The sequence below is a fragment of the Pseudomonas sp. FBCC-B35 genome, assembly GCF_059133755.1.
This window is the reverse complement of sequence record NZ_CP101439.1, coordinates 4,726,916-4,745,831: the sequence shown is the minus strand read 5'-3', so window position 1 is coordinate 4,745,831 and position 18,916 is coordinate 4,726,916. Positions and strand designations below refer to the sequence as shown.

Annotated in this window: 17 protein-coding genes; 13 read left to right on the top strand and 4 right to left on the bottom strand. The window is 61.8% G+C overall.

Features of this window, described 5'->3' with window-relative positions:
* Window positions 1-181: 181 nt before the first annotated feature.
* The 5 genes from NMB38_RS21685 to NMB38_RS21665 all read left to right on the top strand — a co-directional run bounded on the left by NMB38_RS21685 (window position 182) and on the right by NMB38_RS21665 (window position 3,876).
* Window positions 182-1,099, top strand: a complete 918-nt coding sequence (locus tag NMB38_RS21685; RefSeq protein ID WP_027913339.1) for a LysR substrate-binding domain-containing protein — start codon at window positions 182-184, stop codon at window positions 1,097-1,099.
* A gap of 257 nt (window positions 1,100-1,356) precedes the next feature.
* Window positions 1,357-1,848 (top strand): 5-(carboxyamino)imidazole ribonucleotide mutase, encoded by a 492-nt coding sequence (gene purE / locus NMB38_RS21680; RefSeq protein WP_023532690.1) that lies wholly within the window; start codon window positions 1,357-1,359, stop codon window positions 1,846-1,848.
* A gap of 10 nt (window positions 1,849-1,858) precedes the next feature.
* Window positions 1,859-2,941 carry a 5-(carboxyamino)imidazole ribonucleotide synthase gene (locus tag NMB38_RS21675; RefSeq protein ID WP_049695281.1) on the top strand — a complete coding sequence of 361 codons (1,083 nt, stop codon included), beginning with the start codon at window positions 1,859-1,861 and terminating at the stop codon, window positions 2,939-2,941.
* A gap of 108 nt (window positions 2,942-3,049) precedes the next feature.
* Window positions 3,050-3,295 carry a GlsB/YeaQ/YmgE family stress response membrane protein gene (locus NMB38_RS21670; RefSeq protein ID WP_023532347.1) on the top strand — a complete coding sequence of 82 codons (246 nt, stop codon included), beginning with the start codon at window positions 3,050-3,052 and terminating at the stop codon, window positions 3,293-3,295.
* A 47-nt stretch (window positions 3,296-3,342) separates the two neighbouring features.
* Window positions 3,343-3,876 carry a DUF3299 domain-containing protein gene (locus NMB38_RS21665; protein WP_049695282.1) on the top strand — a complete coding sequence of 178 codons (534 nt, stop codon included), beginning with the start codon at window positions 3,343-3,345 and terminating at the stop codon, window positions 3,874-3,876.
* A 15-nt stretch (window positions 3,877-3,891) separates the two neighbouring features.
* On the opposite strand, the gene NMB38_RS21660 is transcribed toward NMB38_RS21665, so the two are convergent.
* Window positions 3,892-4,797: a D-hexose-6-phosphate mutarotase gene (locus tag NMB38_RS21660; protein WP_111475533.1), complete on the bottom strand. Its 906-nt coding sequence runs from the start codon at window positions 4,795-4,797 to the stop codon at window positions 3,892-3,894.
* A 70-nt stretch (window positions 4,798-4,867) separates the two neighbouring features.
* A complete protein-coding gene (locus NMB38_RS21655) occupies window positions 4,868-5,266 on the bottom strand; it encodes an acyl-CoA thioesterase (RefSeq protein ID WP_003253317.1) in 399 nt (132 codons plus the stop codon).
* A 352-nt stretch (window positions 5,267-5,618) separates the two neighbouring features.
* Here NMB38_RS21655 and NMB38_RS21650 point away from each other — a divergent pair, with 352 nt between their 5' ends.
* The 8 genes from NMB38_RS21650 (at window position 5,619) to NMB38_RS21615 (ending at window position 16,063) form a co-directional block, all read left to right on the top strand.
* Window positions 5,619-6,908, top strand: coding sequence for an MFS transporter (locus tag NMB38_RS21650; RefSeq protein ID WP_023532734.1), 1,290 nt, complete (start codon window positions 5,619-5,621; stop codon window positions 6,906-6,908).
* Window positions 6,909-7,066: 158 nt separating this feature from the next.
* Window positions 7,067-8,065, top strand: a complete 999-nt coding sequence (locus NMB38_RS21645; protein WP_088522815.1) for a phosphate ABC transporter substrate-binding protein PstS — start codon at window positions 7,067-7,069, stop codon at window positions 8,063-8,065.
* A 137-nt stretch (window positions 8,066-8,202) separates the two neighbouring features.
* On the top strand, window positions 8,203-10,491 hold the full coding sequence (locus NMB38_RS21640) for an ABC transporter permease subunit (RefSeq protein WP_104926653.1): 2,289 nt from the start codon (window positions 8,203-8,205) through the stop codon (window positions 10,489-10,491).
* Window positions 10,492-10,562: 71 nt separating this feature from the next.
* Entirely contained in the window at window positions 10,563-12,179 is a 1,617-nt protein-coding gene (gene pstA, locus NMB38_RS21635; protein WP_173645903.1) for a phosphate ABC transporter permease PstA, read from the top strand.
* A gap of 104 nt (window positions 12,180-12,283) precedes the next feature.
* Window positions 12,284-13,117, top strand: a complete 834-nt coding sequence (gene pstB / locus NMB38_RS21630) for a phosphate ABC transporter ATP-binding protein PstB (protein ID WP_028686784.1) — start codon at window positions 12,284-12,286, stop codon at window positions 13,115-13,117.
* Window positions 13,118-13,223: 106 nt separating this feature from the next.
* On the top strand, window positions 13,224-13,994 hold the full coding sequence (phoU, locus tag NMB38_RS21625) for a phosphate signaling complex protein PhoU (protein WP_027913347.1): 771 nt from the start codon (window positions 13,224-13,226) through the stop codon (window positions 13,992-13,994).
* Window positions 13,995-14,159: 165 nt separating this feature from the next.
* Complete coding sequence (locus NMB38_RS21620) at window positions 14,160-15,056, top strand: response regulator (RefSeq protein WP_345956464.1); 897 nt, start codon at window positions 14,160-14,162, stop codon at window positions 15,054-15,056.
* Between the two features lie 110 nt (window positions 15,057-15,166).
* Window positions 15,167-16,063: a M23 family metallopeptidase gene (locus NMB38_RS21615; RefSeq protein ID WP_027913349.1), complete on the top strand. Its 897-nt coding sequence runs from the start codon at window positions 15,167-15,169 to the stop codon at window positions 16,061-16,063.
* Between the two features lie 33 nt (window positions 16,064-16,096).
* On the opposite strand, the gene NMB38_RS21610 is transcribed toward NMB38_RS21615, so the two are convergent.
* Window positions 16,097-17,437, bottom strand: coding sequence for a hemolysin family protein (locus NMB38_RS21610; protein ID WP_027913350.1), 1,341 nt, complete (start codon window positions 17,435-17,437; stop codon window positions 16,097-16,099).
* Window positions 17,438-17,576: 139 nt separating this feature from the next.
* Window positions 17,577-18,884, bottom strand: coding sequence for a phosphate regulon sensor histidine kinase PhoR (gene phoR, locus NMB38_RS21605; RefSeq protein ID WP_027913351.1), 1,308 nt, complete (start codon window positions 18,882-18,884; stop codon window positions 17,577-17,579).
* Window positions 18,885-18,916: the final 32 nt, after the last annotated feature.

Genomic DNA, 18,916 nt, shown 5'->3' with positions numbered 1-18,916 from the left:
ATAAATATCATCTCGAGTTTGACCCGGCACATGCCGGAATGGCGCCAATCCTAGGCCCTAAGGTGTTTTTGCGGCCAATGCTGTTGCACGCTAACCTATGCACAAACGGCATAGTGATAGATGTGACGCCGATTGATTTTCGAGCGTGTTCCATTTTGGTGCACGGCAGGGGAGCGGCCCGATGAACCTAGAAAGCAAATGGCTGGAGGACTTCAGTGCCCTGGCCTCGACCCGCAGTTTTTCCCAGGCGGCGGAGCGGCGCTTCGTAACGCAGCCGGCCTTCAGCCGGCGGATTCGTAGCCTGGAGGCGGCCCTGGGCCTTACCCTGGTCAACCGATCCCGCACCCCCATCGAGCTGACAGAGGCGGGCCAGCTGTTTTTGGTAACGGCCCGCACGGTTGTCGACCAGCTGAGCGAAATTCTTCGCCATTTGCATCATCTTGAAGGTGGTCAGGGCGAAGTGATTCAAGTGGCAGCCGCGCACTCGCTCGCATCGGGCTTCTTCCCACGCTGGGTGGCCCAACTGCGCAACGATGGGCTGAACATCGCCACCCGGCTTGTTGCCACCAACGTCGGCGATGCAGTGCATGCCTTGAGGGAAGGCGGCTGCGACCTGATGCTAGCGTTCTACGACCCTGACGCAGCCTTGCAGATGGATGCCGAAATCTTTCCCTCGCTGCACATGGGCACCACCGAAATGCTGCCCGTTTGTGCCGTGGATGCAGAAGGCAAACCGTTGTTTACCCTGGAGGGTGAAACCAGCGTGCCATTATTGGCCTACAGCGCCGGTGCCTTCCTGGGTCGTTCGGTGAACCTGCTGCTGCGCCAGCGCAATCTGCGTTACACCACCGTCTATGAAACCGCCATGGCTGACAGCCTCAAGAGCATGGCCCTGGAGGGGATGGGGGTGGCATGGGTACCGCGCCTGTCCATGCGCGGCGAACTGGAGCGTGGAGAACTTGCGATCTGTGGTGGCAGCCAGTGGCACGTGCCGCTGGAAATTCGCCTGTACCGCTGCGCCTTGGTCCGCAAGGCCAACGTCCGTTTGCTGTGGCGCAAACTGGAGTCGACCGGCGTTCAGGGCGAGGCATCAATTTGAAGTGTATTTCAGATAATCCGCGATTCTTGTCGCTGTAGCCATAGCCGTTCGAGCGGGAAAACTTGTCCCGCGAGACAGCTTGCCCTTTGATCCGGCATGTGCTTATGGGGGTGGGCGCTCCCTCCATGAATACGCTACAATCCTGCGCCTTCGGCCGACCCGGTCGATTCATAATCCGTATGACGAGCCACGCCGGTCCACCTGCGTGGCTTGTTGCTTTTAGCGCGCCAGAAGGCGCTTGCAGGAGAGGCTCGACGATGAGTGCACTGGTTGGCGTGATCATGGGCTCCAAGTCCGATTGGTCCACCCTTAGCCACACCGCCGATATGCTGGAAAAACTCGGCATTCCTTACGAGGTGAAGGTAGTTTCCGCCCACCGTACGCCGGATCTGCTGTTCCAGTACGCCGAAGAGGCTGATGGCCGGGGCATCGAGGTGATCATCGCCGGTGCCGGTGGTGCAGCCCACTTGCCTGGCATGTGCGCGGCCAAGACCCACCTGCCGGTGCTGGGCGTGCCAGTGCAGTCGTCGATGCTTTCGGGCGTTGATTCGTTGCTGTCGATCGTACAGATGCCTGCCGGCGTGCCGGTTGCCACCCTGGCCATCGGCCGCGCGGGCGCAATCAATGCCGCGCTGTTGTCGGCCAGCATCCTTGGCGCCAAGCACCCTCAGTACCACGCGGCGTTGAAGCAGTTCCGCACGGAACAGACCGACACCGTGCTGGACAATCCAGATCCGCGTCAGGCTTGAGGTTCAACCCATGAAAATCGGTGTAATCGGTGGCGGCCAGTTGGGCCGCATGCTAGCACTGGCGGGTACTCCGCTGGGCATGAACTTCGCCTTCCTCGACCCGGCGCCCGATGCCTGTGCCGCCTCTCTGGGCGAGCACCTGCGCGCGGGCTATGGCGACCAGGAACACCTGCGTCAGCTGGCCGATCAGGTTGACCTGGTTACCTTCGAGTTCGAGAGCGTTCCGGCCGAGACCGTGGCGTTTCTTTCGCAGTTCGTGCCGGTGTACCCAAGTGCCGAGGCCCTGCGCATCGCCCGTGACCGCTTGTTCGAGAAAAGCATGTTCCGTGACCTGGGGATCCCCACCCCCGCGTTCGCCGACATCCTGTCCCAGGCAGACCTGGACGCCGCAGTGGCGAGCATCGGCCTGCCAGCGGTGCTCAAGACCCGCACCCTGGGCTATGACGGCAAGGGCCAGAAAGTCCTGCGCACCGCGCAAGACGTGGTCGGCACCTTTGCCGAACTGGGCAGCGTGCCGTGCCTGCTCGAAGGCTTCGTACCCTTTACCGGTGAAGTATCGCTGGTCGCGGTCCGGGCCCGCGATGGTGAAACGCGGTTCTATCCGCTGGTGCACAATACGCACGACAGCGGCATCCTGCACCTGTCGGTCGCCAGTCAGGCGCATCCGTTGCAAGCGCTGGCTGAAGACTACGTCGGTCGCGTGTTGCAACAACTCGATTATGTCGGGGTCATGGCGTTCGAATTCTTCGAGGTCGACGGTGGGCTCAAGGCCAATGAAATTGCACCGCGCGTGCACAACTCTGGGCACTGGACCATCGAAGGCGCCGAGTGCAGCCAGTTCGAAAACCACGTGCGTGCCATCGCCGGTTTGCCATTGGGTTCGACTGCCAAGGTCGGAGAGAGCGCCATGCTCAACTTCATCGGTGAAGTCCCCCCAGTGGAGCAGGTCGTGGCCATCGACGACTGCCACCTGCACCACTATGGCAAGGCGTTCAAGGCCGGACGCAAGGTTGGCCATGCCACATTGCGGTGCCAGGACATGGCCACACTCGAGCACAAGATTGCGCAAGTCCAGGCGCTGATCGGCAACTGATCGAGCGCCAATTCGAACTTCTGCATCCGGCTGGCCCTCTGAAGTGGCAACAAGCCAAAGCGCTGCCTAGGCTTTGGCTTGTTCCATCTTTACTGCAAGGGGATTGCCATGGGTATCATCGGAACCATCTTCATCGGCCTCATCGTCGGCCTGCTGGCTCGTTTCATCAAACCGGGCGACGACAGCATGGGCTGGATCATGACCATCCTGCTCGGTATCGCGGGCTCGCTGTTGGCCACCTATGGCGGTCAGGCGCTTGGTATCTACCAGGCAGGTCAGGCAGCCGGCTTCTTTGGCGCACTGGTAGGCGCCATCCTTCTCCTGGTGATCTACGGATTCATCAAGAAACGCTGAATACTGGTTAGAATGCCGGCAATTCATCCCGAGTTGCCGAGCATTCCATGCGTGCCTTCTTCATTGCCCTCCTGTTGTCGGCCAGCTCCCTGGCCCATGCCGAATTGCCCGAGACCGACTGGCTGGAACTGATGCCCAAGTCGGACCAGAAGGCGCTCGAGCAGATGCCCGAAATCGACCATAACTCTCCCGAAGCCATGGGCACCTTCACCGCCAAAGGTGGCTTGAAGCAGAGCAAGGGGCTGCCGGCGGTCATGTACTCGACGAAAACCGTGCCCGCCCTGAACGGCAAGAGCATTCGCCTGGGTGGCTACCCCGTGCCGCTTGAAAGCGATGCCAAGGGCCACAGCACCTTGTTCTTCCTGGTGCCATACCCAGGTGCATGCATCCACGTCCCGCCACCGCCACCCAACCAGCTGGTGTTGGTGCGCTATCCAAAAGGGCTGAAGATCGATGACATCTACACGCCGCTGTGGGTCAGCGGCACGCTGAAGGTGGAAAAGGTCAGCAACGACCTGGCCGACGCGGCCTATGCCTTGGACGCCGCGAAGGTGAGGGTAGTGGTGGACGCCGATCTTTGAGGCGTGTCCGAGTGGCTAGTCGCGCGGGGTCACTTCACAATCGATCCTGACCCCCAGCGAACTGCTGGCCCCGGGCTGCAACTGCACCACGTCGTCCCAGACGTTCGCCGTCTCGATGCACAGCATGCGTTGCCAGCCGTCATCGGCCATGTCCGGCAATTCCTTGGCCCGTGCGGTCCAGGGGTTCCAGATCACCGCCGAGCGGGATCCACTGCTGGTCAGGATGATCCGCCTGCCCCAGGCCGGGTCGACGATGCTCAGCGTTGGCGGCGTATCCAGATAGATCCGGTCCGTCTCGCCGGTAAACGCCAGCGCACCCTGCTGCAGGCGCTGTTGCCAGTCGGCCAGGGTTTCGATGTAAGCCAACCCCTCGACACCGTCGACCTTGGCCTGGCGCACATCACTGACGGCAAAATAATTGTGCAGGGCCTGGCTGATAGTGACCGGGCTATCGCCAAGGTTGCGGCTGGTCAGTTGCAGCGTCAACGCCTCGTCCAGCACGACCACCAGCTTCAGCGCCACGGTGTGCGGCCACCCGGGCAATCCACCTTGCGCTTCGGCCATTTCGAACTCGATCCGCAGGGTTTCGCCCACTTCCTCCAGGCTCAGCAATTGCCAGTCACGCGTGCGGACAAGGCCGTGGGCTGGCGCTTGTTCCGCGTGGTACATGGACTGGACGGTTTCAGGGTTGCGCTGCAGGTCGCCAAACCATGGCCAGCACACAGGCGCCCCTGCCCGAACCGACTTCCCCTGGCGGAAAATGGCCTTGTCGCTCAACCACAGCAACGGCGGCTCGCCTGTGCGCTGGTAGCTGAGGACCTGTGCACCCTGGCGGGCGATCAGTAGTTCGGCGAAGCTACTGCAGATACGCCAGCAGTGAAGCTCGCCATGTTGCTCGGTCGTTACCTGGAAGGTGGCCATTGTGTCATCTCATTGGTTGCCAGTGGGCCTTGGACCCGGGCGCAGGCAATGAGTTTACCGCCGGCAGGCCTCAGCGACGAGGGACGGAACGGGTGCGGCCGCTGCCATCGATTGCGACGAAGACGAAGACGGCTTCGGTCACCTTGCGCCATTCGCTGGACAGTGGATCGTCGCTCCATACCTCGACCATCATCTGGATGGAGCTGCGCCCGATCTCCAGCGTCTGGGTATAGAAGGACAACTGTGCGCCCACGGCCACCGGTACCAGAAACGCCATGCGATCTATCGCCACGGTAGCGACGCGGCCACCGGCAACACGGCTGGCCATGGCGGTACCTGCCAGGTCCATCTGGGCGACCAGCCAGCCGCCGAAGATATCGCCAAAGCCGTTTGTTTCGCGTGGCAGTGCGGTGATCTGCAAAGCAAGGTCACCCTGCGGAATTGGATCTTCTTGTTCGAGCTCAATCATGCGGTGGGGCCTCTGACCCGTGACGCTTTTCCTGGATGCGGCGCTTAGGCCGGTAAACGATTCAGCTGACAACATACTACGCCGATTCGTATGACGAGACGGCCGTGGGACATGCTTCGAAACCGTCTGAGTATAGTGACCGGAGTTTTCGCACAATATCCCACGCTAGCAGGACACATTTCGTACGAAACGCCAGTATATAGAGCATCTACGCAAGCGACGACCATGCGTTCTTGCAGGTCGGTATGGATTGCGTGTCGCTTTCAGCCGCGTTCGGCAATTTGCTATCTTCGCCTTCGCCTTGAACAAGCCGCATCCCGTGTGGCCTTGCCCTATAAAGAGAATAACCGTGATGACTTCCGCGCCGAGCAGTATCGAGCAGGCCCCGCGGCCGCTGACCCGCAGTGACTACAAGACCCTTTCGCTGTCTGCGCTGGGCGGGGCGCTGGAGTTCTACGACTTCATCATCTTCGTGTTCTTCGCCACCGTGGTCGGCAAGCTGTTCTTCCCAGCCGACATGCCAGAGTGGCTGCGGTTGATGCAGACGTTCGGCATTTTTGCCGCAGGCTATCTGGCGCGGCCCCTGGGCGGCATCATCATGGCGCATTTCGGCGACCTGCTGGGCCGCAAGAAGATGTTCACCCTGAGCATCTTCATGATGGCCCTGCCCACCCTGATCATGGGCCTGTTGCCGACCTACGCGCAGATTGGCCTGTGGGCGCCGATCCTGTTGCTGTTGATGCGGGTGATCCAGGGGGCGGCCATCGGCGGGGAAGTGCCGGGCGCCTGGGTATTCGTCTCGGAGCACGTGCCGGCGCGCAATACCGGCTATGCCTGCGGCACGCTCACTGCCGGTTTGACGGCCGGTATCTTGCTGGGCTCGCTGGTCGCGACCTTGATCAACAGCGTCTACAGCGCTGAAGAAGTGGCCAGCTATGCCTGGCGAATTCCGTTTCTGCTGGGCGGTGTGTTCGGTCTGTTTTCGGTCTACCTGCGCCGTTGGCTGCATGAAACCCCGGTGTTCGCAGAAATGCAGCAACGCAAAGCCTTGGCCGAAGAGCTGCCGCTGCGGGCGGTGCTGCGCGATCATCGCGGGCCCATCGTGCTGTCCATGTTGCTGACCTGGATGCTGTCGGCAGGCATCGTGGTGGTGATCCTCATGACGCCAGCCTTGTTGCAGAGCATCTACCACATCAGCCCTACCGACTCGCTCAAGGCCAACAGCCTGGCCATCGTGCTGCTGAGCCTGGGTTGCATTGGCGCCGGTAGCCTGGCCGATCGCTTCGGCGCGGGCCGTGTGTTCGTGGTCGGCAGCCTGATGCTGTTGGTCAGTTCCTGGGCGTTTTACCACAGCTTGCCCACACGGCCCGAGCTGTTGTTCCCGTTGTATGCGGTGACCGGCCTGTGCGTGGGCGTGATTGGCGCAGTGCCCTACGTGATGGTCAAGGCATTTCCGGCTGCGGTGCGCTTCAGCGGCTTGTCGTTTTCCTACAACGTCGCCTATGCCATTTTTGGCGGCCTGACGCCGATGGCGGTAACCGGGCTTCTGAAGGTCAGCCCCATGGCGCCCGCTTACTATGTGGCTGTCCTGTGCATGGTCGGCTTTTCGGTAGGTCTGTACTTGCTCGCCAACAAGCGTTGAATCGCCTTGGCCACTGACACTTGCTCCCTGTAGCAGCGCTTCGACACGATGATGGCATTTCATCCAATTGTCACAATCAAGTCATATCGTGTTCATGCGCGCTGCAGATACTGGCCCCCGTTCCCTCTCTGCACCCCCATTCCAGCTAGGAGCAAGGCATGAAATTGAAGCGTTTGATGGCGGCCCTTACCTTTGCCGCCGCTGGCGTTGCAACCGCCAACGCAGTGGCCGCTGTCGATCCTGCTATCCCGACCTACACCAAGACCACGGGTGTTTCGGGCAACCTCTCCAGCGTCGGCTCCGATACCCTCGCGAACCTGATGACCCTGTGGGCCGAGGCCTACAAAAAGGAATACCCGAACGTCAACATCCAGATCCAGGCAGCGGGTTCGTCCACTGCGCCACCGGCGCTGACCGAAGGCACCGCCAACCTCGGCCCCATGAGCCGCAAGATGAAGGACGTCGAATTGCAGGCGTTTGAGCAGAAGTATGGCTACAAACCGACTGCCATTCCGGTTGCGGTCGACGCCCTGGCGGTGTTCGTGCACAAGGACAACCCGATCAAGGGTCTGACCATGGCCCAGGTCGATGCCATTTTCTCTTCGACCCGCCTGTGTGGTGGCAAGGCCGAGATCAAGACCTGGGGCGATGCCGGAGTAACCGGCGACCTTGCCAACAAGCCGATCCAGCTGTTCGGCCGTAACTCGGTGTCCGGCACGTATGGTTACTTCAAGGAAGAAGCCCTGTGCAAAGGTGACTTCAAGCCCAACGTCAACGAGCAACCTGGTTCCGCCTCGGTGGTGCAGTCCATCAGCTCGTCGCTCAACGGTATCGGCTACTCGGGTATCGGCTACAAGACGGCCAGCGTCAGGACCGTGCCGCTGGCCAAGAAGGAGGGCGGCGAGTTCGTCGAGGACAACGAGACCAACGCCCTGAACGGCAGCTACCCGCTCTCGCGCTTCCTGTACGTTTACGTCAACAAGGCGCCGAACAAGCCGCTGGCCCCGCTGGAGGCCGAGTTCGTGAAGCTGGTACTGTCGCAGGCCGGCCAGCAGGTGGTCGTCAAGGATGGCTACATCCCGCTGCCTGCCAAAGTCGTCGACAAGACCCTGGCCGACCTGGGCCTGTCCCACGCCGGCAACGTCGCCAAGCAGTAATCGAACCCTGCAGGGGCAAGCCGTTGGGCTAGCCTCTTCAGCACTCCCAGCCCGGGGCCAGCCTTACTGTGCTTCGGGCTTTCGTGCGTCACTGCATTGTCATGTTTTTGTCATACGGGACCGCTAGGGTGTGCCCCATGAATGATCTGGCCAACTCCACAATGACCCAAGATTCCCAGCCTGCACGCATCGATTTCAACACGCCGGAGTTGCAGCGCAAGCGACGCCTGCGTGCGCTCAAGGACCGCCTGACGCGCTGGTATGTGCTGGTGGGCGGGCTGGCTGTGCTGGCCGCGATCACCTTGATCTTCTTTTACCTGGCGTATGTGGTCCTTCCGTTATTCCAGGGCGCCGAGCTGACCAGCAAGCAGGCATTGCAACCTGCCTGGCTCAAGGAGGAGGCGGGCAAGCCGCTGATGATCGCCCTCGAGGAGCAGAACCTGGTTGGCATGCGGGTTTCGGACCAGGGCCAGGTGCTGTTCTTCGACACCAAGACCGGCGAAGCGCTCGAGCGCGTCGACCTGCCCATCCCTGCCGGCGTACAGGTCTCTTCGATCGGTACCGACCAGCCAGGCAGCTCGATGGTGATGCTGGGGTTGTCCAATGGCCAGGCGTTGGTGTTCACCCATACCTACAAGATCACCTACCCCGACAACAAAAAAACCATTACGCCGACCATCGACTACCCCTATGGCAAACAGCCTTTCGTGCTGGATGAACAGGCGCGGGTGCTGGAGCACGTCAGCGCCAGCGTCAATGGCGACACGCTGTTGCTGGCTGGCTCCACGGGGGCGCACCTGCAGGTCATCGCGTTGACGCGCAGCGAAAACATGATGACCGCCGAAGTCACGACCGAGCAGACCCGCATCGAGCTGCCGCAAATGACCGAAACGGTGAAGAACATCTTCATCGATCCGCGCCAGCAGTGGCTGTACGTGATCAATGGTCGTGCCACTGCCGACGTGTTCAGCCTGCGCGACAAGAGCCTCAACGGGCGCTACACCCTGGCGCAGAGCGCTGATACCGAAGTGACGGCCACTGCGCAGCTGGTAGGCGGCATTTCACTGATCATCGGTGACTCGCACGGTGGGCTGGCCCAGTGGTTCATGGCCCGTGACCCGGACGGGGAATCCCGTTTCAAGCAGATTCGTACCTTCCAGCTGGGCACGTCGCCCATCGTGCAGATTGACGCCGAAGAGCGCCGCAAGGGCTTCATCGCCCTGGACGCAGAAGGCAAGCTGGGTGTTTTCCACAGCACGGCGCACCGCACCCTCTTGGTCGAGTCCGTGGCCCAGGGCCCGGGTATCCTTGCCCTGTCACCGCGCGCCAACCGGGTCATGATCGAAGAGCCCGGCAGGTTGCTGCCATTGAAGCTGCACAACCCCCATCCGGAAGTGTCTTTCAGCGCGCTGTGGGGCAAGGTGTGGTACGAGAATTACGACGCGCCCAAGTACGTGTGGCAGTCGACCGCGTCCAATACCGATTTCGAGCCCAAGCTGAGCCTTTCGCCGCTGACCTTCGGTACGCTCAAGGCTGCCTTCTACGCCATGATCCTTGCCGCGCCGCTGGCCATTGCCGCCGCGATCTACACAGCCTACTTCATGGCCCCTGGCATGCGCCGCAAGGTCAAGCCGGTGATCGAACTGATGGAGGCGATGCCCACGGTCATCCTGGGGTTCTTCGCGGGGCTGTTTTTGGCGCCTTACCTGGAAGGCCACCTGCCAGGGGTCTTCAGCCTGTTCCTGCTCATGCCGGTCGGCATCCTGCTGGCAGGGTTCACCTGGAGCCGGCTGCCTGAATCCATTCGCCTGCGGGTACCGGATGGCTGGGAGGCGGCCATTCTTATCCCGGTCATTCTACTCACCGGCTGGTTTGCCCTTGGCATGAGCCCGTACCTTGAAAGCTGGCTCTTTGGCGGCGACATGCGCCTGTGGATCACCAATGACCTGGGTATCACCTATGACCAACGCAATGCACTGGTGGTCGGGATCGCGATGGGTTTTGCCGTCATTCCCAACATCTACTCGATTGCCGAGGACGCCGTCTTCAGCGTGCCGCGCAGCCTGACGCTGGGCTCCCTGGCACTGGGTGCAACGCCTTGGCAGACCCTCACCCGGGTAGTGATCCTGACCGCCAGCCCCGGCATCTTCTCGGCGCTGATGATCGGCATGGGTCGGGCCGTCGGTGAAACCATGATCGTGCTGATGGCCACCGGTAATACACCGGTGATGGAGATGAACCTGTTCGAAGGCATGCGCACGCTGGCTGCCAACGTAGCGGTGGAAATGCCGGAATCCGAAGTCGGGGGCAGTCACTACCGGGTGCTGTTCCTCGCCGCGTTGGTGCTGCTGATGTTCACCTTCGTCATGAACACCTTGGCCGAGCTGATTCGCCAGCGTCTGCGCAAGAAATACTCGTCGCTTTGATAGAAAGGTAGCGATCCGTGAAAAAGGATTCCCTCAAAGGCTGGTTCAAGAGCGGTGCCCCCGGTGTATGGATGAGCGGTGGCGCGGTGGCCATGGCGGTGATCATGACCGTTGGCCTGCTGGCAGTGATCGCCGTACGCGGCCTGGGGCATTTCTGGCCGGCCGATTTGATCCAGGCCACCTACGCCGTGCCGGGCCAGGCCCAGCAGACGGTCATCGGTGAAGTGGTACAGCAGGAAGAAGTGCCGCGTGCGCGCCTCAAGGGCGCCGGTTTGCCCGTGCCCGACCAGGGCCCGGAGTTCATGACACGCGAATTGATCAAGGTCGGAAACCGGGACCTCAATGGCAGCGACTTCACTTGGGTCGTGGGCGACTGGCTTGTCGATCAGCAGCGCCCCGAACAGCTGATGGCCCTGGAACGCCGCGAGTGGGGCAACTTCTATGGCTATCTGGTGAGCGTCAAGGAACAAGGCCGAGTGGTGGCGCAAGGGGCTGCGGCCTGGGGTGAGCTGCAAGCGCGCCTGGCCCGGGCCAGCGAGCTCAACAAGACGCTGCAAGCGCTGGAGAAGAAAGACATCGGTGCCATCAACCATGGCCTGGAGCGGTTGCGCCTGCAGGCGCGCAAACTCGAGCTCGAAGGCAAGCTGGACGCAGCGGCCCAGGCTGACATCGAGGCTGACCGCGCCGAGCTCAACAGCCGCTACAAAGCCATCGAAGATCGCCTGACCACGCTTCATCGGGATTTTGCCCGCGACACACTGGTGGCGCGCGATGGCAATGGCCGTGAAGTCGAGATCAACCTCAGCAAGGTGGTCCATGCCATCCAGCCCAACGGCATGTCGACCCTGGCCAAGCTGGGGGTGTACTTCGCCAAGGTGTGGGAGTTTCTCAGCGACGACCCGCGTGAGGCCAACACGGAGGGCGGTATCTTCCCGGCCATCTTCGGCACGGTGATGATGACCCTGATCATGGCCGTGATCGTCACGCCCTTTGGCGTGCTGGCAGCGGTCTATCTGCGCGAGTATGCCCGGCAGGGGCCGGTGACACGCCTGATCCGCATCGCCGTCAACAACCTTGCCGGTGTACCGGCCATCGTCTACGGCGTTTTCGGCCTGGGCTTCTTCGTGTACGTGCTGGGCGGCTCGATCGATCGCCTGTTCTTCGCCGAAGCCTTGCCGGCGCCCACCCTGGGCACGCCGGGCCTGTTGTGGGCGTCACTGACACTGGCATTGTTGGCCGTGCCGGTGGTGATCGTGGCCACCGAGGAAGGGCTGGCGCGCATTCCGCGCACCCTGCGCGAGGGTTCGTTGGCCTTGGGTGCCACCAAGGCCGAAACGCTGTGGAAGATCGTTCTGCCCATGGCCAGCCCGGCCATGATGACCGGCATGATCCTGGCCGTTGCTCGCGCCGCGGGTGAAGTCGCACCGCTGATGCTGGTGGGCGTGGTCAAGCTGGCGCCGTCGCTGCCGGTGGATGGCAATTACCCCTACCTGCACCTGGATCAGAAGATCATGCACCTGGGCTTTCATATCTACGATGTGGGCTTCCAGAGCCCGAACGTGGAAGCGGCGCGGCCACTGGTGTACGCCACGGCACTGCTGCTTGTGATGGTCATCGCGACACTGAACCTGTCGGCCGTGTGGATCCGTAACCACCTTCGTGAGAAATACAAGGCGCTCGACAGCTGAGCCAGGCGTCGAACGTTCAAGCGGCGTCGCCGACGCGAGGCGTCCGCTTCGTCCCAACGTGCTACTGGCGGCCATACGCCGGCAGCTCCCAATGGAGTGAGACCATGCAGCAACAACCGCCTAACCACGGCATCGACATGTCCGCCCTGGGCCGCAGCAAACAGGGCCTGCGCCTGGCCGAGGAAACGGTTGCCATCGAAGTGCCTGGGCTGAGCCTGTTCTACGGTGACAAGCAGGCCCTGTTCGATGTCAGCATGAATATTCCCAAGCAGCGCGTGACGGCGTTCATTGGCCCGTCCGGCTGCGGCAAGTCCACCTTGCTGCGCACCTTCAACCGCATGAACGACCTGGTAGACGGCTGCCGTGTGCAAGGCGCCGTCAACCTGTACGGCCATGACATCTACCGCAAGGGCGAGGACGTAGCCGAGCTGCGTCGCCGCGTGGGCATGGTGTTCCAGAAACCCAACCCCTTCCCCAAGACCATCTACGAGAACGTGGTCTATGGCCTGCGGATTCAAGGCATCAATAAAAAGCGGGTCCTGGACGAGGCCGTAGAGTGGGCCCTCAAGGGCGCGGCACTGTGGGACGAAGTCAAGGACCGTCTGCACGAGTCGGCGCTGGGTCTGTCCGGTGGGCAGCAGCAGCGCCTGGTCATCGCACGCACCATCGCGGTAGAGCCCGAGGTCCTGTTGCTGGACGAGCCTTGCTCGGCGCTGGACCCGATTTCCACGCTCAAGGTCGAAGAGCTCATCTACGAGTTGAAAACCAAGTTCACCATCGTCATCGTGACCCACAACATGCAGCAGGCGGCCCGGGTATCGGATTACACCGCCTTCATGTACATGGGCAAACTGGTGGAATTCGGCGACACCGATACCCTGTTCACCAACCCCGCCAAGAAGCAGACCGAAGACTACATCACTGGCCGATACGGCTGAAGAAGCACCGCGCACTGCTGCTCGCCGGGTGGAGGCACTCGGCGCAGGCAGGGGCACGCCTCGAACGACTTGAAGCTCGCAGCCAGCAGCTTCGCGGAGCCACAGCATGATCAACAAAGAAAGCCTGACGCATCATATTTCCCAGCAGTTCAACGCCGAGCTCGAAGAGGTTCGCAGTCACCTGCTGGCCATGGGCGGGCTGGTCGAGAAACAGGTCAACGATGCGGTCACTGCGCTGATCGAGGCCGATTCCGGCCTGGCTCAGCAGGTGCGCGAGGTCGACGAGCAGATCAACCAGATGGAGCGCAACATCGACGAGGAATGCCTGCGCATTCTGGCGCGTCGCCAGCCGGCGGCATCGGACCTGCGCCTGATCATCAGCATCTCCAAATCGGTGATCGACCTTGAGCGTATCGGTGACGAATCGACCAAGATCGCCCGGCGGGCCATCCAGCTCTGCGAGGAGGGTGAATCCCCGCGGGGCTATGTAGAAGTTCGGCACATCGGCGATCAGGTGCGCAACATGGTGCGCGACGCACTCGACGCCTTCGCCCGCTTCGATGCCGACCTGGCCTTGTCGGTGGCTCAATACGACAAGACCATCGACCGTGAATACAAGACAGCCTTGCGCGAGCTGGTGACCTACATGATGGAAGATCCCCGCTCGATCTCCCGTGTGCTGAGTGTCATCTGGGTCCTGCGCTCGCTGGAGCGCATCGGCGACCATGCACGCAACATCTCCGAACTGGTGATCTACCTGGTGCGCGGCACCGATGTACGCCACATGGGCCTCAAGCGCATGACCGCGGAGGTGCAGGGTCGAGCCAGTGTCGATGGTGAAATACCTAATGTTCCAGCCGAGGCGGACGATAAATAAAGTTCTCTCCGAGCATCGGCGCCCGGCTTGTGCCGGGCGTTTTCGTTAGTCCGCCTGGAGGTGCCAGAGACCATCGACCGGCTGTAGATGACCCGGCGTAACACACAGGTGGTAGCAAGTGGCCAGCAAATGGCAGTAGGCTAGTCGGGTTCAGAAGGAGTATCGATGAGTAAAGTGAATGTGCTGGTGGTGGATGACGCGCCATTTATCCGTGACCTGATCCGTAAGTGCCTGCGCAACGCGTTTCCTGGCATGACCGTGGAGGATGCCGTCAACGGTCGCAAGGCCATGGCCCTGTTGGGCAAGGAAGCGTTCGACCTGGTGCTGTGCGACTGGGAAATGCCGGAAATGTCGGGCTTGGAGCTGCTCACCTGGTGCCGTCAGCAACCTGAGCTGAAGGGCCTTCAGTTCATCATGGTGACCAGCCGTGGCGACAAGGAAAATGTCATCCAGGCGATTCAGGCCGGCGTGTCGGATTTCGTCGGCAAGCCGTTCACCAACGAGCAGTTGCTGACCAAGGTAAAGAAGGCCTTGGCCAAGATCGGCAAGCTCGACAGCCTCATGAGCCCAGGGCCTGCGCGGGCCAATGCCGCGTTCGCCAATGACTCGCTCAACGCCCTGACGGCTGGGCGGCCCGAAGCCGTCAAGGTGGCTGCGCCAGCACCTGTTCCAACCAAGGTGGCCGCCACCCCTGCCAAACCCAGCGCAGCGACACCCGCACCCAGCGGTCGCGGCCAGGGCCAGCTGCGTTTGGCGAGCGGCATGCAGGCCTGCGTGATCAAGGCGTTGAGCCTGAAGGAAGCCCTGCTGGTCGTGCGGCGCAGTGAGACACTGCCGCAGGTACTCGAAGGCGCTGTGCTGAACCTGGAGCAGGGCGAAAACGCAGAGGTGGCGCGTTTGAACGGTTATCTGCACGCGGTGGCGGCCTTCGAGCCCAAGCCGGACAGCGACTGGCTGCAATTGACGTTCAAGTTCGTCGATCAAGACGCCCAGAAGCTGGATTACCTGTCCCGCCTGATCGCCCGCGGCACTGCCCAGAAGCATTTCACGCCAGGGGCCTGACGGGCCGCCGCAACAGCAAGCTGGCCAGCAGCATCCGACCAACTGTCATGGTGAACAGGGTGCCTGCTGCTAGGCTTGGACAGGTCCTCCACTGTCAAAAAGCCATCATCATGCATCTGCGCTTTCTGCTGCTGTGTACGTTAACCCTGGTCAGCGCCTCTAGCCTGGGGGTGACACTGCACCCCGTCACCGACGAAACGGGCAGGGTTTCCTATGCGCAGCGACCCGGCCCGGGCATCAAGCCCACGGTCGTGGATGAGTCCACCGTGGAAATCAACGAACACGACGTGCGCCTCAACGCGATCGTGTTTCAGGGCGGTGTGAGCTTCTCGGCCCGCAACGAATTGCCAGTCGCGGTGCAGGTGGAACTGCGCCTGGATAATCTGGTGAATGCGCAGGGTGGCGATGCGCCGCGAACCGTGCGGCGTCTGTTGCCGCCGCGATCGACGCAAGTACTCAGCATCGTCCGGGGACAGCCAGGCAAGTTGCTCAACTACCGTTCGACGCTGCTGCAAGCCATGGGCGACCCCGGCAAGCGCCCGCAAGGTTATCGTTATGCGTTTCCATGGGTGGGTGGGCCGTTTCGGGTGACCCAGGGGCCCAATGGCAGGTTCAGCCACTTCGGGCCCAAAGGGCGCTATGCAATGGACATCGCCATGCCCGAAGGCACGACCATTGTGGCGGCACGCGAAGGGGTGGTGGTGAGCACGCGTAGCGAGCAGAGCGGGCGAGGGGACAATCCCTCGGGCAACTTTGTCCGCATCCTGCACCCTGACGGCACCATGGGGGTGTACCTGCACTTGATGAGGGGGTCGATCGTGGTCGCGTCTGGGCAGCGTGTGCGCCAAGGGCAGGTGCTGGCCAGGTCGGGCAACACGGGTAACAGCACCGGGCCCCATCTGCACTTCGTGGTTCAGCGCAACGTGGGGCTGGCGCTCGAGTCGATTCCCTATCGGTTCGACCGGCCGATCAGTGGGCTGCCCGACTACACCGCAGGCAACCCCTGATCAGGGCTGGACCGAGCCAGGGGTTTTATAAGCTCAGTCCAGCTTGAGCACTTTGGCCAGCACGATCTTGGGGCCTTTCATCTTCTTGACGATGATGCGCAGCCCTTCGACCTCGAGCACTTCTTCTTCTTCCGGTACGCGCTTGAGCGTTTCGTAGACCAGGCCGGCCAGTGTTTCTGCCTCGATATGGTCCAGGTCCACGCCCAGCAAGCGTTCGACCTTGAACAGCGGGGTATCGCCGCGCACCAACAGCTTTCCTGGCTGATAGGCCAGGATGCCGCGCTCGGTCTTGCGGTGTTCGTCCTGGATGTCGCCCACCAGCACTTCCAGCACATCCTCCATGGTCAGGTAACCGATGACCTTGCCATCGGCCTCCTCGACCAGCACGAAGTGCGCACCGCCCTTGCGGAACTGCTCGAGCAACTGGGACAGCGGCATGTGCCTGGAAACGCGCTCCAGGGGACGAGCCAGGTCTTCCAGGTCAATGGTTTCTGGCAGGTGCTCGAGTTCGGCGAGTTCGAGCAGCAGGTCCTTGATGTGCAGCAGGCCCGTGAACTCCTCACGCTCGGTGTCGTACACCGGGTAGCGGCTGAACTTGTGACGACGGATCAGGGCCAGTATCTGCTTGAGCGGGGCATGGGCATCAATGATGACCATGTCTTCGCGAGAGTTGGCCCAGTCCACCACCTCCAGTTCACCCATTTCCACGGCGGATGCCAGCACGCGCATGCCTTGATCGCTTGGGTCCTGGCCACGGCTGGAGTGCAGGATCAGCTTGAGCTCTTCCCGGCTGTAATGATGCTCGTGGTGCGGGCCGGGTTCGCCTTGGCCGGCAATGCGCAAGATGGTGTTAGCGCTGGCATTGAGCAGGTAGATGGCCGGGTACATCAGCCAGTAGAACAGGTACAGCGGTACTGCGGTCCACAGCGACAACAGTTCCGGCTTGCGAATGGCCCACGATTTGGGCGCCAGCTCACCGACCACGATGTGCAGGTAGGAGATCACGAAGAAGGCGACGAAGAACGAGACGGCCTTGATCAGCTCGGGGGTATCGACGCCAAAGTAGGCCAGCAGCGGTTCGAGCAAGTGCGCGAAGGCCGGCTCGCCCACCCAGCCCAGCCCTAGCGAAGCCAGGGTGATGCCGAGCTGGCATGCCGAGAGGTAGGCATCGAGCTGGTTGTGAACCTTGCGCAGAATGCTGCCGCGCCAGCCGTGCTGCTCGGCGATGGCGTCCACGCGGGTTGCGCGCAGCTTGACCATGGCGAACTCGGCGGCGACGAAGAAGCCGTTGAGCAGCACCAGGACCAAAGCAAAAATGATCATGCCGAAATCGGCGAACAGGGAGGTGAAGCTGATACCAGGGGAAGGGTCCATGATGGAGTTTTTACGGGATCCGTCTTGAAGATGAGAAAAGTGCCGGCTCCAGCCGGCGCAAGGGATCAAATGTAGCGGCTAGGGCCGCAAAAGCAAAGGGCAGCCCATTGATCGGTGCTGCAAAGTGGCCCGAACGGCCTCAAACCGTGCCCGTGATCTGTTGCGCCGCTGCAAAATGGCAGGTGAAGGTGCTGCCGTGGCCTGGCACGCTGCTGATCTCCAGGCGCCCGCGGTGGCGCATCAGCACATGCTTGACGATGGCCAGCCCAAGGCCCGTACCACCGGTATGGGACGCACGGCTCGAATCCACCCGATAGAACCGCTCCGTCAGCCGTGGCAGGTGCTTGGCATCGATGCCGGGCCCTGAGTCCTGCACCGACAGATGGGCGCCCTGGGCATCGGCCCACCAACGAATGCGAATGCTGCCCTCGTCCTGCGTGTACTTGACGGCATTGAATACCAGGTTGGAAAAAGCGCTGCGCAATTCCGACTCGCTGCCTTTGAGCCAGATGCCTGGCTCGGCTTCCAGGGTGATGCGCTGATTGCGGGGCCCGGACAACGCCTGCGCGTCCTGCTTGATCGCATTGAGCAGGGTGTCCACGGCCACTGGCTGGTTGTCGGATGGGTAGTCGGTGGCCTCCAGCTTGGCCAACAGCAGCAGGTCGTTGAGCAGCGTTTGCATGCGCGAGCCCTGTTGGCTCATCTGCTGCAACGCTCGACGCCAGCGGGGGTTCACGTCCTCGACGTTATCCAGCAGGGTTTCCAGGTAGCCGGCGATCACGGTCAGCGGCGTTCGCAGTTCGTGGGACACGTTGGCTACGAAATCCTTGCGCATCTGTTCGAGCTGGTGGATGCGGGTCACGTCCCGAACCAGCATCAGGTGCTCGTTGTTGCCGTAGCGTGTGATGTGCAGTTGCACCCGCATGCGATCGTTGATGGGTGAGGGAATCTCCAGTGGCTCGACATAGTTCTCGGCTTCGAAGTATTCCTTGAAGCGCGGATGTCGCACCAGGTTGGTGACCTGCTGGCCGCCGTCCTGGGGTGTCTTGAAGCCCAGGAGCGTCTCGGCTGCGCGGTTCCACCACTCCAGGTTGCCGTGGCTGTCGAGCATGATCACCGCGTCACGTAGCGCCGCGGTGGACTCCTGTACCCTGTCGATCACTGCTTGAAGCCTGCCACGTACACGCTGATCCCGGCGTTGCAGATGGTAGATGCTGTCGAACACCTCGCCCCACAGGCCGTAGCCGTCAGGCGGTGCTTCGTCCGGTTGGTGATTGCGCAGCCAGGCATGCAGGCGCAGCAGTTGCTTGAGCGTCCAGCCCAGGTAGAGGGCCAGGCCAATGGCCAGGCTCCAGCCATAGTAGCCACTGATCAGGCCACCGATCAGGCAGAGGGTGATCAACAGCAGCAGGTGGCGGATCAGGGTCGCATGCCAGTTCTGGTTCAATTGGGGATCCTTCGAATCCAGCGATCAACAGC

Bases quoted from the DNA above. Each gene is read 5' to 3' on its own strand.
- NMB38_RS21685 (WP_027913339.1), top strand. From the start codon at position 182: ATGAACCTAGAAAGCAAATGGCTGGAGGACTTCAGTGCCCTGGCCTCG.
- purE (WP_023532690.1), top strand. From the start codon at position 1,357: ATGAGTGCACTGGTTGGCGTGATCATGGGCTCCAAGTCCGATTGGTCC.
- NMB38_RS21675 (WP_049695281.1), top strand. From the start codon at position 1,859: ATGAAAATCGGTGTAATCGGTGGCGGCCAGTTGGGCCGCATGCTAGCA.
- NMB38_RS21670 (WP_023532347.1), top strand. From the start codon at position 3,050: ATGGGTATCATCGGAACCATCTTCATCGGCCTCATCGTCGGCCTGCTG.
- NMB38_RS21665 (WP_049695282.1), top strand. From the start codon at position 3,343: ATGCGTGCCTTCTTCATTGCCCTCCTGTTGTCGGCCAGCTCCCTGGCC.
- NMB38_RS21660 (WP_111475533.1), bottom strand. From the start codon at position 4,797: ATGGCCACCTTCCAGGTAACGACCGAGCAACATGGCGAGCTTCACTGC.
- NMB38_RS21655 (WP_003253317.1), bottom strand. From the start codon at position 5,266: ATGATTGAGCTCGAACAAGAAGATCCAATTCCGCAGGGTGACCTTGCT.
- NMB38_RS21650 (WP_023532734.1), top strand. From the start codon at position 5,619: ATGACTTCCGCGCCGAGCAGTATCGAGCAGGCCCCGCGGCCGCTGACC.
- NMB38_RS21645 (WP_088522815.1), top strand. From the start codon at position 7,067: ATGAAATTGAAGCGTTTGATGGCGGCCCTTACCTTTGCCGCCGCTGGC.
- NMB38_RS21640 (WP_104926653.1), top strand. From the start codon at position 8,203: ATGAATGATCTGGCCAACTCCACAATGACCCAAGATTCCCAGCCTGCA.
- pstA (WP_173645903.1), top strand. From the start codon at position 10,563: ATGAGCGGTGGCGCGGTGGCCATGGCGGTGATCATGACCGTTGGCCTG.
- pstB (WP_028686784.1), top strand. From the start codon at position 12,284: ATGCAGCAACAACCGCCTAACCACGGCATCGACATGTCCGCCCTGGGC.
- phoU (WP_027913347.1), top strand. From the start codon at position 13,224: ATGATCAACAAAGAAAGCCTGACGCATCATATTTCCCAGCAGTTCAAC.
- NMB38_RS21620 (WP_345956464.1), top strand. From the start codon at position 14,160: ATGAGTAAAGTGAATGTGCTGGTGGTGGATGACGCGCCATTTATCCGT.
- NMB38_RS21615 (WP_027913349.1), top strand. From the start codon at position 15,167: ATGCATCTGCGCTTTCTGCTGCTGTGTACGTTAACCCTGGTCAGCGCC.
- NMB38_RS21610 (WP_027913350.1), bottom strand. From the start codon at position 17,437: ATGGACCCTTCCCCTGGTATCAGCTTCACCTCCCTGTTCGCCGATTTC.